This is a genomic window from Funiculus sociatus GB2-C1 (genome assembly GCF_039962115.1).
Classification (GTDB): Bacteria; Cyanobacteriota; Cyanobacteriia; order Cyanobacteriales; family FACHB-T130; genus Funiculus; species Funiculus sociatus.
Genome location: NZ_JAMPKJ010000012.1, coordinates 104513 through 116988 on the forward strand (window position 1 = coordinate 104513; position 12476 = coordinate 116988).

The 12476-nt window shown below is 43.0% G+C and carries 11 protein-coding genes and 1 riboswitch; of the genes, 2 read left to right on the forward strand and 9 right to left on the reverse strand.

The window, feature by feature from the left end:
* Positions 1–63: 63 nt before the first annotated feature.
* The 5 genes from NDI42_RS08690 to ntrB form a co-directional block, all read right to left on the reverse strand.
* Complete coding sequence (locus tag NDI42_RS08690) at positions 64–1401, reverse strand: ArsB/NhaD family transporter (RefSeq protein WP_190458149.1); 1338 nt, start codon at positions 1399–1401, stop codon at positions 64–66.
* A gap of 295 nt (positions 1402–1696) precedes the next feature.
* Entirely contained in the window at positions 1697–2428 is a 732-nt protein-coding gene (locus tag NDI42_RS08695) for a hypothetical protein (protein WP_242017763.1), read from the reverse strand.
* A 52-nt stretch (positions 2429–2480) separates the two neighbouring features.
* Positions 2481–3317: an ABC transporter ATP-binding protein gene (locus NDI42_RS08700; protein WP_190443901.1), complete on the reverse strand. Its 837-nt coding sequence runs from the start codon at positions 3315–3317 to the stop codon at positions 2481–2483.
* A gap of 78 nt (positions 3318–3395) precedes the next feature.
* Positions 3396–4850, reverse strand: a complete 1455-nt coding sequence (locus NDI42_RS08705) for an ABC transporter substrate-binding protein (protein WP_190458151.1) — start codon at positions 4848–4850, stop codon at positions 3396–3398.
* A gap of 251 nt (positions 4851–5101) precedes the next feature.
* A complete protein-coding gene (gene ntrB / locus NDI42_RS08710) occupies positions 5102–5950 on the reverse strand; it encodes a nitrate ABC transporter permease (protein ID WP_190458153.1) in 849 nt (282 codons plus the stop codon).
* Between the two features lie 101 nt (positions 5951–6051).
* Positions 6052–6280: riboswitch (cyclic di-AMP (ydaO/yuaA leader) on the reverse strand.
* A gap of 259 nt (positions 6281–6539) precedes the next feature.
* Here ntrB and NDI42_RS08715 point away from each other — a divergent pair.
* Together NDI42_RS08715 and NDI42_RS08720 are read left to right on the forward strand one after the other, a co-directional pair.
* Positions 6540–6815, forward strand: coding sequence for a DUF1830 domain-containing protein (locus tag NDI42_RS08715; RefSeq protein WP_199311333.1), 276 nt, complete (start codon positions 6540–6542; stop codon positions 6813–6815).
* Positions 6816–6988: 173 nt separating this feature from the next.
* Positions 6989–8230 (forward strand): sensor histidine kinase, encoded by a 1242-nt coding sequence (locus NDI42_RS08720; protein WP_190458157.1) that lies wholly within the window; start codon positions 6989–6991, stop codon positions 8228–8230.
* Between the two features lie 50 nt (positions 8231–8280).
* On the opposite strand, the gene NDI42_RS08725 is transcribed toward NDI42_RS08720, so the two are convergent.
* From NDI42_RS08725 to NDI42_RS08740, 4 genes are all read right to left on the reverse strand, one after another.
* A complete protein-coding gene (locus NDI42_RS08725; RefSeq protein WP_190458159.1) occupies positions 8281–9414 on the reverse strand; it encodes a sensor histidine kinase in 1134 nt (377 codons plus the stop codon).
* 62 nt (positions 9415–9476) lie between these two features.
* The gene (locus tag NDI42_RS08730; RefSeq protein ID WP_190458160.1) at positions 9477–9692 is read right to left on the reverse strand and encodes a hypothetical protein; all 216 of its coding nucleotides are present in this window, start codon (positions 9690–9692) and stop codon (positions 9477–9479) included.
* On the reverse strand, positions 9693–10190 hold the full coding sequence (locus tag NDI42_RS08735; protein ID WP_190458162.1) for a Rab family GTPase: 498 nt from the start codon (positions 10188–10190) through the stop codon (positions 9693–9695). It abuts the gene before it with no gap.
* Between the two features lie 2 nt (positions 10191–10192).
* Entirely contained in the window at positions 10193–11974 is a 1782-nt protein-coding gene (locus NDI42_RS08740; protein WP_190458165.1) for an OmpA family protein, read from the reverse strand.
* Between the last annotated feature and the right edge of the window lie 502 nt (positions 11975–12476).

Below are 12476 nucleotides of genomic sequence, written 5' to 3' on the forward strand. Positions count from 1 at the left end.
CAAAAATAAAGAATAATTTTTGCCTTTTTATTTTTCCTAGCTAATATACTAAATTTGCATCGTCTAGAGTAAAAATCGCACTATCATATACAAAGCTGCGCCCATAAGTTGTATCGCCATCACTGGGATGCCGTAACGCAGAAAAGTTTTAAACGAAATTCGCCGTCCGTGTAACTCAGAAATTCCCGCTGCTACGATGTTGGAAGATGCTCCAACTAAAGTGCCATTTCCTCCTAAAGTGGCACCAAACATCATGGCATAAAATAAGGGTAGAACTTCCGGTGGGAACTGCCCTTGAAAGCCCGGTTCTAGCACTTCTGATCCTACGAAGCCGACGTTAACCACATACTGTTTGAGTAAAGGCACCATTGCCACCACTAACGGGATATTAGGGACAACGCTCGATAATATCCCTACTAAAAATAGCAATAGTAGGGAACCCAAGAAAATATTGCGTCCTAATATTGTTGCTAATACTCCTGATAATCCGTTAATAACTCCGGTTTTTTCTAAACCCCCAATTAGTACAAAAGTACACATAAAAAATAGCAAGGTACTCCAGTCAACATCCCGCAATATGTTGTTGACTGTATCAATCTTGCTATGGTGAGAAAGGAGCATTGCCAAAGCTGCTCCTAATAAAGCAACTGTGGCAGGTGACATAGGAATTGGTAGCGTTTCTCCTACCACAAAAAATATCAGTACGAAAGCTACGATTAAGGCACCTACTGCCAAAACTCGCGGATGATTAATTTTAGGGTGTGGCAGATGCTCCAAATCGTCCAACTTTTTGCGCCAAGTTTTGGGAAATAAGAAAGGTAACATGATGCAAACTGTCAAAACAGAAATTAATCCACCTAAACTGAGGCGAGTTAAGTAATCTGTAAAGCTGATATTGACTGCATCACCCACAATAAATGTTGCTGGATCTCCAACTAGCGTTAATAGTCCAGCACTGTTGGCAACAAATACCATTAGAATTAGTAAGGGAACAAAATCTACCCCTACTTCTTGTGCCATTGGGGGAATTAAAGGTGCCAACAACATTACTGTTGTAGCATTGGGTAAAACTGCACAAATTGGGGTAGTAATGCCTACAATACCTAGTAATAGGCGTTTGCCTTCCCCTTTAGCTAGCAGCACCATTTGAGTTGCTAAGTAGTCAAATATCTTGGTTGGCTCAAATGCCCGCACGAGTACCATGACTCCAAAGAATAAGCCCAGCGTTCCATGACTTTTACTGATGTAGTCAATAGCTTCTGTCAAAGTCATGACGTTGGTAAACACCAGTAGCAATGCTCCCAGAAAGGCAGCAATTGTTAGGTGCAGCCATTCGGTCATGATTAATACAATGACACTTATAAATGTGACTGTAGCAATAATGCCTTGCCAGTTTTCCACACAATACCTCAAGGGCTAGATTTTATTACTGCTTGCATCTTACTGGAAAAATTAGTTAGTAAATAATAATTGTAGTGTCACACATTCAAAGAATGATTAAGGAGAGTGGGCAATCAAGATCCGTGTAAATGGATCTTGATTGCCCACTCTCCTTAATTGCATTGATCCCAAGTTGCATTCATTGATAGCAGGTTGGGTTTCCCTATTGCCTAACCTAAGAGAGTTAACAGCAATGTGTTTTAGGGCAACTCGGTATAAGTAGTAAAGTAGTAGCGAGTTTTCACAACAACTATGGCTACTGGTCTTGGTTAAAATCCTCCTGCAAATTTAGCATAGTAGGAATACCCAATACCGGACAAGGGAAATCATCACCTAGTTGCTGCACAAGCGGATGATTCACAGAATGACAGCCTAGCAGCAATGCCGCCGCCGCTTCAGATTCAACAGCTTTCTTTAGTTCGGCCGCAAGGCAACCAAATCGGAGATGAGCCTTGAAAGAACTGCTCCATTCTTCAGCAAGACTTCTGGCTTGTGATAAGACTCGGTTTGCTTGCTCGAATTGATCCTGATAGAACATTGCTCTGAAATAGGAAGGATCTACCGATGTTACCCGTGGGCTTGCGGCTACTGGCTGATGTGTTGGTTGAGTAAAGACAGGTGTTGCAGACTTGAATGCGGATGCTTTGGAATTTAATGGGCTGTATTGAATTGATGGGTTACTTGCAGGCTTAAAGTTGAAGAAATTTGGATGATTATTGCTGGAATTGTCATCTACAACATAGACAACTTGAACTGTGACTTGCTTCTTGGTGACTAAACGAGTTTGATGGGCAATCCACAGAGCGACATCCAGAGCCGTTTGACTGCTAGGGGATCTGTTATAGCCAACAATTAAGTTGACAGATTTTTTAGATTCAGTGTTAACAGAAGATGATGAAACTGACCCAGGCAGCAACATCATTTGTTCCATTAAATCATTTCGACCGATTGCGCTTTCAAGGCGTACCAACATTGGCTTAATATTCACAGCTTTTACCTCATTCAAATAAAACAAATGATGGATAAGAGGCGGGCGGAATTTACTCGTCTTGGGTGAAGTAGCGATCTAGGAAATTTAGAGCATGGTTGCGTAGCTCATAATATTCCTTAGATTCGCGGATTTGTTGGCGATCGCGTGGATGAGGAAAAGGCACTTCCAAAATTTCCCCAATCTTAGCGTGAGGGCCATTCGTCATCAGCACAATCCGATCTGACATATACAACGCTTCATCCACATCATGGGTAATCATCATTACCGCTTGCCGTTGTTTTTCCCAAATATCGAGTACCTGTCGCTGCAATTTACCCCTCGTCAGCGCATCTAATGCCCCAAAAGGTTCATCCATTAACAGCATTTTAGGGCGAATTGCTAAGGCCCGTGCAATGCCTACCCGCTGTTTCATACCGCCGGAAATTTCATCGGGATATTTGTCGGCGGCGGCATTCAAATTCACCATTGCTAGGTGTTCATTAACAATGCTGATTTTTTCGGCACGGGTGGCTTTTTTCAGGACTTCATCCACAGCCAAACGGATATTTTCTTTCACCGTTAACCACGGCAACAGAGAGTAATGTTGAAATACCATCATTCTCTCAGCTCCGGGTTTACGAATCTCTTTACCCTCCAGTCGCACTGAGCCGGAAGTGGCTTTTTCTAAACCAGCTACCATCTTGAGTAGGGTTGATTTGCCACAGCCAGAGTGACCAATCACAGAAATATATTCGTCTTCCTTTATGGTGAGATTTACACCGTCCAAAACTACAAACTCACCTCCATCGGCAGTTGGGTAGGACTTGACGATATTTTCAATCTCCAGAAAACCATTACCGGGTAAGGTTTCATTGGTACCTGTTGAGTAAGAAGTAAATTGAGTCATAAAAGCCTCCTGAATGTTAGTAAATTGCTACTTTGTAATTGCCTTTTAACGCCTGCCCAATTACCTAATGGCTATTAATTAAGACATAAAGAAACGAGTAGGACGGTTCGCCCGAATTTCAAAACTGTTGAGATAGCCGACTGGATTGCTGGGATCAAAGCCTTTTTTGTCGATGAATACATCAGGTGATTCTACTTTGTAATCATCTTTAGGACACTCAATTCCCATTTCTGCGGCAATATTGCGATAGAGGTCGGTTCGCCAGCCTTTGCTTGCCAGTTGTTCGGCATTTTTAGGAAATTCCTTAATTTGTCCCCAACGAGCTGCTTGAGTCATCAACCAAATGCTTCTGGAGCGCCAGAGAAATGTTGAATGTTCTCCTGGCTCTTTGGGAATACCGTTAGGAATATCGAAGAAAATTGTGCCGTCAGTTGATTTTATAGTGCGGTCTTTGCCATCAAAGCCCCCATAGTTGTATTCACCCATAATTGCAGGGCGCGTAAATTTATCCACTGGGCCTTTTTTAGGTTTTGCACCCGTAAACGAGCGCTCGGTAAGTAGCGTGGCAACTTCTTGGCGGTTTTCGGGTTTGCTGCAATACTGGCACGCTTCAATCATTGCCTTAACTAGCGAATTATAGGTTTTGGGATTTTTGTTGATGAAATCTTCCATCACTCCCAAAAGTCGGTCTGGGTGTCCGAGCCAAACTTCTTTACCTTGAGCGAAGGTAAAGCCGATTCCCTGTTCGCCAGTAGTTGCTTTTTCGTAAATGGCTCGTGTATTCCAAGGCTCTGCAACCATGTAGGCTTGCATTGCTCCAATCCGCACGTTACTAACCATCTGCGGTGGGGGAACGATGATGACACGAAATTCCTTGAGGGGATCGACTCCGGCGGCGGCAGATAAATAGCGGACGAAGTATTCGTAAATGGATGAACTGAGTACAACAGCCCAAACTCTCTGTTCTGGTGGTTGACTGTCAAAGTAGGCTCTAAATTGTTTACCAAATTCTTCTAAAGCGCGATCGCCATACTGTTGTTGGTACTCATGCCAGGGACGCAACCCAAAATCCCACATAGCTTTGTTCATCGTCATGGCATTACCGTGACGGTGAATTACCATAGCGGCACACATGGGGGCGTGGCGTGCGCCTTCGGCTCCGATTCTGGCATTAGTTACGGCTCCGGAGACAACAGGCGCGGCATCGGTGCGCCCAAATATTAATCCGTCGCGGGAGGTTGCCCAGCTAGCTTCGCGGACGAGTTTGACGTTAAGGCCGTATTTGCGGAAAAATCCTTTTTTCCATGCGATCGCAAACGGCGCGCAGTCATTAACGGGAACGTAGCCAACGGTAATGTCAGATTTTTCTAAATCGCCAGGGTTTACTATTTGTTTGATAGCCCTAGCTTCTTCGGTGAGTCCTTTGGCAGAGCGATCGCCGCTAATTGCACATGAAGATAATGCCATCCCTGCTGCGGTGGCACCCATGCCTTCAAGAAATTTTCGTCGCGTCCAATCTGGGGTGTAACTCATAGTTTTGGTTTTTTAATGCTTTAACTCAACCAAACGCCACTGGGTTTAACAGTTACCTATTAGTCATCACAGGAATTGAGTATTTAACACCAATTCCTGTAGAAAGCGCACCTTAGCCTTAGCGAAGATAATTTGCAGTGATACAAGTTAAGTCCGCAGAATGCGAGACTATGTAAGTATTAAGTATTTTGAAACCGCAAGCCTCGGCGAGTTTTGTTTGCGTAGCTGCGAATTCTATTCGCTAGGTGTTTTTAAGACGCTTTAGGACGGCGGTGAGTCACTAAAGCCTGAAGTTGACCAACTGCGTAGTCTAAAAGTAACCCAGTTAAGCCAATTACCAGTACTGCTAAAAATACGGAACTCAGGTTTAAGCGACTCCATTCATCCCAAACAAAGAAGCCGATTCCAATCCCGCCAGTGAGCATTTCTACAGCAACAATCACCAGCCAAGCAATACCTAAGCTGATCCGCAAACCAGTAAAAATGTATGGCAAACTTGCAGGCCAAATAATCTTAGTTATCCGTCGCCAGCGTGGCATTTCCAGCACTCGCGCTACATCTAAATAATCTTTGGAAACGCTAGAAACCCCCAGTGCGGTGTTGATAATCGTAGGCCACAAGGAGGTGATGAAGATAACAAAAATTGCTGAGGGATCTGCCAAGTTGAAGATGGCTAAGGCGATAGGTAGCCAAGCTAGCGGCGATACGGGTTTCAGAATTTGAATTATGGGATTGAGTGCCATCATCGCTGGTTTAGACATCCCGATCAGAAAACCAATGGGAATTGCAACCAGCGCACCCAGTCCAAAACCAATTAATACCCGTCGCAAACTGGCTAGTAATAACCATCCAATTCCCAAATCTCCGGGGCCGCGTTCATAGAACGGGTTGAGAATAAAGTCCAAATTGGCAACTAAAGCCTCCGCTGGGGTGGGCATCAAATCGCTTCGCCACAAGGCTACCATCCACCACAGTAATATCAACCCCAAAAAACCAAGTGCAGGTAGTATAACTACATCCCGGACTATCACAGGTTTCGCTCGTTTCCAGGCTACCTGCCCAGCAACAGCGATCGCAGACAGATTCAGCTGCAATATCATTATGAAGCTCCTCAGAGTCACTCTTTTTGGTACACGAAACCAGAGCAGTACCAGCCGGGGACACTGACAAGTTCAGAACATTCCGAAAAATGCTGACTTTACCAGTCTCCTCTCAATGCCTACGAAGTTAGCTGACGGGCTAGGGCTGAGAGATGCCCTTCTAGACGTTGGATGAAGAATCAAAGAGTAAGGATGAATAATCTTTTTTATTCCACCTTGCGCCTTTCACCTATCACCTTGTTCCAGATATGCCCCAAAATTTGGTTCCTCCGCTCCAGCTTCCACGCCGACTTATAGGCTGCGAAACACTGGATTAGGCTGACTTACTCAAACCTTTGTCGAGTTTAACACTCCTCTGATGATTCGTCTATCTTACTCACGGCATATAATTTTTTATATTTATTGCCTCCGTATTTGTACTGAAAGGTTGACTGTCATTTATTCTGAATTTTTGTGATGTTGAATACAGCTATACATTGATGCTTAACCTATCACCTTTCTTTAGGCAGATAGTGTGGCGAAGTGCAAATACATTATGTTAAAAATAGTAGAGATAACTAAACATTATAGGAGTTATAAGGTGGCAACAATGCTTGAAACACTTTCCCCTCTGGCTTCTGAATCCTATGAGCAAATTCTTTGCTTCTATACCAACTCTACTAGCCAAATTCAAATTGCACGCCTTACTAATATTGAAAAGTTTAGTTTTGAAAAAATAGTTTTTCCGGGAGAGCGTTTATTTTTTGACGCCATGCCAGATGCTCAACTTGAAATTGAGAAAGGCATGAAAGGAACTACAAAATTAGTCGATAAAATCAGATGCGATCTCCTGCGCGTTTATGAAAAGAGCAGTGGTATGGAATGAAAACAGTCAGTTAACTAGCCCTAAAATTGATTATGAATTAGAGGCATAAAACTGAGTTTTCAATGCCTAGGTAGGCGCTCAAAAAGATTGGGCTTAGTCAGCTCGTGTGATCCTTAAGGTAAGGTAAATTTAGGAAGTGCTACGCTTAAAGACTCAAGAGCGCCTAAGCCATAATGGATTTTAGTCAACTACTGATCGATAAATCTCAAACAATTACAGATAAATGGATTGAAGCCGTTCGCAGTGATAGACAGATTCAAAGTGCCGACGATCTATCCCGCACGGCTATACAGAATCATCTTCCCGATGTTCTCAGGGCGATGGCAACCGTGCTGGCCAAATATCAGGAAAGTGATATTAATACTTTAGTAGAGGCGAGTTTGGAGCATGGCGTTCTCCGAGCTGGACAAGGCTTTGAACCAATAGAAATTGCGCGGGAGTATCGTCTACTGCGCCAGGTGACATTTTCTACTTTAGAGGAGGATCTGAAGCAGGCCTCTTCGATAGACGTGATGCGAGCGGTTCGTTTAATTGATGCTGTAGTGGATGAAGCGATCGCGCAATGTTTTAAAAGCTACATGGAGCAGCGCTTAGGGGAATTACAGCAGCTGCAAAGTCAGTTACAACTTAACAATCAGGAACTGACTCGCTTAGTGAGAGCTAATCAGGAAAGCCTCTCTCATCTAGCCCACGAACTGAAAACCCCTTTGACCTCAATTATTGGCTACTCAGAGCTGTTTTTGCGCCAACAAAGAAATAAAGATCAGGTGAACGACAACCTTCGCAATTTGGAACACATTGATAAAGTGTTATGGGGCGGGCGACAGTTACTTCGTCTGATCAACGATACTTTAGAAATTTCCCGCTATGAAGCCGGGAAGATGAAATTGCAGCCATCATCCACGAATGTGCGCTCTTTAATTAACAGCGTTATCGAGATGGTGCAGCCTTTGGCAAACTCAAAACAGCTACAGATGATCGTAGAGTGCGATTGGGCTACCGCCGATAGCTCCGCGACTCTTCGAGAAGGGCTACGCCCAAGACCGGCTCCGGAGCGGGTTTTCACAGATCCCTTGCGATTGCAGCAGATTATCACAAATCTACTCTCAAATGCGATTCGTTACACCGAGGCGGGAAGTATCAAATTAACCTGTCAAACAGTATCGCCAGAGGAATGGGCGATAGCGATCGCTGACACCGGAATTGGCATAGAACCAGAAGACCAAATCCGCATCTTTGAACCCTACTTTCAAGCTGGTTCCAGCCAGCAATCCTACCACCCTCACAGTACAGGACTGGGACTGGCAATAGTCTCTCGGTTAGTCAAACTATTGCAAGGCAAAATGGAACTTGTTTCCGAAATCGGCATTGGCTCCACCTTCACCGTTATTTTTCCCTTAGAAGTCCAAATCTAAAATCAGTTCTGATTCCCAACCTAAGCCTAGAAGGAATTCATGAATCGCCTCTACTCTGCTCCTAAAGCTACTTGCAAAACTGCTCTAGGAAGGCGAAACCAAAAACACGAACCACCTTGAGGACGAGTTGAATAACCAATGCTACCACCCCAGCGTTCAACCGTAATCCGGCAAAAATATAGCCCTAATCCAGCTTTGCCAGATTTCTCTCGTCCTTGGGAAAATTTTTGAAATAGATTTTTAGAAATATCCTCCGGCACGCCAGGCCCTTCATCGTCCACAGTAAACAGAATAAATTCGCCATCTTGGTTTACGTCAACCGTCACAGTAGAACCCAACGGACTGTGACGAAAAGCATTTTCCACCAAATTAAAAAGCACCCTCTCCAAACGTGAGTTTTCACCAACTACCTTCCAATCTTGAGCCATATCAATATTTGGCTCCAACTGCAATATTCTTTTGTTTAGTGAAAAAGTCGGCAACAAAGCCTCTACAACCTCCCTTGCACACCTCACCGCATCGGGAGCTTGGGCAGAATCGACAGTAAAATCCTCAAGGGATTTTACCTCAGCAGAAAATGCCTTCAATATCTCCTGAATTAGCATTTCTTGCTTGATAGATTGCCTTTTGCCAATTTCCAGGCGATCTCTTCCTTTAGCTGTCAAATTTTCCATAGCCAGCAGTGCAAAACAGCAATTTATTCCCGTTAATTGCCCCGCCACATCGTGCAAAATGCAGTGAAGTAAAATTTCTTTTTTCTGAGTTTCTTTGAGTAAATAGTGATAAGTTAAATTATTTTGCCTAGCCTTCTGTATAAGAGACTGTTTTTCTTCATAAGCAACACCTAATAACTCAATTAATAGTATTTTCTTATTTTCCAAACGAACTGCTGAAGCCTCAAGATGGCATTCCTGCCCAGACATATCAATTTCACTCCACAATCCCGACTTCAGACGTTGGGCAATATTATCATGCCAAAAATCCTCAGCGTCGATGAGAAAGTTTTCCAGAAAAGGAAACTTTGTCTGTATATTTATTTTATTCTCTTCAGAAGTGGCATTCGGGTAAAATTGGATGAACCATTTTGGTACATTGCCAACGACTTGAAAATAACAGTCATTAAGATGTTCTAAAACTACAGTGTCCAGAATTGCAAAAAGTTCATCCGTGATAGATTTATTCATGATTTTACCAAGCAAGAATATATTTTTATTGGTTCAACTATTCCTGTCAGCGACAGGGTGGGTTATGAAAATTTTTCTTGTAAGCTATCAATCTTTTGAAAAGTATTTTCATCGATAAGAATCTCCCTCGGACGCGCTAGGCTTTCCAGCCTTGCAGCCAAGTTCCCTCCCCAATTAGACAAGCAACCATTTTTTTTCACGAAAAGATAAGCAGGAGAACGATTTTGTATTGTCAGCTTATAAAGGTAATCAAGTATCGGATACGGAAGGTCAAGCATCTATCCCTCCATGATTTGTTGTCCAAGAGTCAGAAAAGCTTCTTCTACACCTAAACCTGTTTTTGCACTTCCTTTAATTACTGTCCAGTTCCTTTCTGCTAGTTCATCCATTGAGCTATCGTCAATATCCCATTCGTCTTTTAAATCCCATTTGTTGAGGACAAGGATAAAAGGAACTGTCCCGATAGTATCTTCTACCCGTTTTTGGAGGTTAAAGGCTTTATCAAGGGTAGTACGACGGGTTCCATCTACTACTACAAGATAACCGGATGAGCCGCGCAAATAAGACATTCGCACCTTTTGAAATTCGTCTTCTCCATAGAGATCCCAGAGAATGAAATTTATTTCCTTTTCTCCGACTTTTACTAATTTTTTATCAATTTTCACGCCTACGGTAGTTTGGTAAATATCTGAGTAAATGCTGTGGACAAAACGGGCGACGAGGCTGGTTTTTCCTGTAGCGAAGGCACCCACCATGCAAATTTTTTTCTGGATCATGGTTAGTTAATCCCTCGGTTGGGGAGATCGGTTATAATTACTTTGAAAGAGACGCGGCGGTTCAATGCTTGATTCGGATCTGTAGAACTATTGGCTAAAGGTTGACTTGAACCGACACCTATATTTTTCAGGTTGACGTTTTCAATCCCTCGTGAGGTCAAAATAGATGCGATCGCATTTGCACGTGCAGAGCTTAGTATTATGTTTCTCTGTTCCAAACCTCCCCTGTTCGAGTGTCCTAAAATATCAATGCTGACAGCTTTATCCAAAACTCGTGCGGTATTTGTAATATTTTTAATTCCTTGAATCAAGTTCTGTAGTTTCTGCTCCTCCCCAGCTATAAGTTGTGTAGTTCCTTCTTCAAAAAGTATCACTTTTTTTTCAATTTCTGCCTTTGCAGAGAGCAGCTTTGCTAATTCTGGATCAACCAGATTCTCTTCCTGGTATTTAGTAATTCCGGGAATAAACTGCACTATTTTTCTGGTTTCCCCAATCCATTGACGAGGGGCGGAACCCGTAGCATAAAGAATGCCATTTTCGTCAATTTTCAGAGAGACAGTTTCAGGAGGTTTGAGCAATTGTTTGGCTCTGGCAACTACAAATTGTGAATCCAGGGATAGGTAAGGCTTCCACTTGCTGATAACTGCCTTGGGGTTGACATTTGCTTGTTTCATCAGGGCTATTGGATCTGCTGCCAACGGATCGCGAAGCCCGGAAATATAATATTTACCCCAATGCTTCTCGGCACTACTCACAGTGATTCCCGGCTGGTCATTCAGTTTTTCTAGATAAGTTTCCCAACGTCTGTTTTCTCGGAAGGAAATAAAACCCCAGCTTCCCAAAGCTAACAGGATAACTCCCCAAAATATCAATAAAAAAGGGGAAGTTTTTTCTTTTTTTAGTTGGTAATCAGTTTGAAGACAGTCTTCAAGATAAGGTTTGCTAGCTTCAAAAGGAGAAGTCTCCCCGTCGAAAGCATAAAGTTCCTTTCTTTGCTGGCGGTGAATTTTTTCTATCGCTTCTTGGAAAACAAACTTTAATTCTTTGGGAGCGTTTCCTCGGATAATACCAGCTAATATAGCCTGCGGCCCCTGTTCAATCCAAATGGTCAGTTCTCCAAATTGCAACGTATCCAGCGACTCGCCGGTTTGCACACTGAAGGAGTCTTGGACAAAATCCCGGATAGCTGTCAACATCGCTGAAATTAAGTCTGCATCCTGAGCCTCTACCAAATTAGCTACTACGTGTTGCAGCAATAATCCAGTTTTTTTGTGGATGAGAAAGACTTGTTCAACTCGATAGAGAAGCGTGCGGAGAAGCACAACTTCGGCGAAGGATTTGCCAGTTTGTAAAGCTTCCAATCTCCATTTAAAACCTTGTGGGGATAGGCTGTGTTCAATGCTTTGATTAAGCGATTGGATGGTTGCTTCAAGTGTTGTGGCAATAGCTTTGCGGCTGGCTGGCCCGATGACGGGAAAAATGGCATCTGCAAGAACAGTGAGGTCTTTTCTAACAGAGGTTTGAATGGCTTCTTCTATGGTAGGAACTATTGCTTCGGATAGCTGTTTATCTTGCATTGAGCGCAGGATAATTGCTTCCGGAAGCATTTTGCTCAAATCCTCTGGTTGAATGTTGGGGTTATTTAATCGGTCATACAGTTTGTCAAGTTCGCTTTTATCAATACCAAGGAGCAGACTGCGGAGTTGAACAAGCTCCTCATTCGATGCAGAATTATTATTGTTTGGAGTCTCGCTGGAGTCATTCTGGGTGTAAGAGTCAGTCATTATTCAAATCCCCCGTTTCACTATTCAGATTAATTGGCTACGTCAGGTGAGGGGGTGGGAGCCATTCAGCTATTTACTGAGATTTTAAGCCTAAAATAACCCAAGATTGAAGTGTTGTATCTGCAATCTGGCAATTTGGGGCATTTTTTATCCGGATGCTCCTCCAAGGGGTTAAAACTTTTTTCGGTTTCCGCCATCTGGTTGCCGAAAATAAGGCCTCTAACTTTATCCAAGTTGCCAATCTTAGCGCTACTTATACCGGAAATATAAAAAATCTTTTTTCGGTAGCTGGTTTGGCTTCAAAAGATTGCAATGAGTTTAAATTGTGGAAGTTTATAAGGAGCTATTGACAAAAACTCCAATATTGCCAGTGTAAAGGTAAATGGTATTATAGCGTTTCCTAGTCTGCTGAGGTACAGTAACAGCAGTGTGTAAACCAATTTTGGATGTCCTTCAAGGAGAGCTTATTAAATGCTTCCTCTATGGCTTTGGCTAAGTCAGG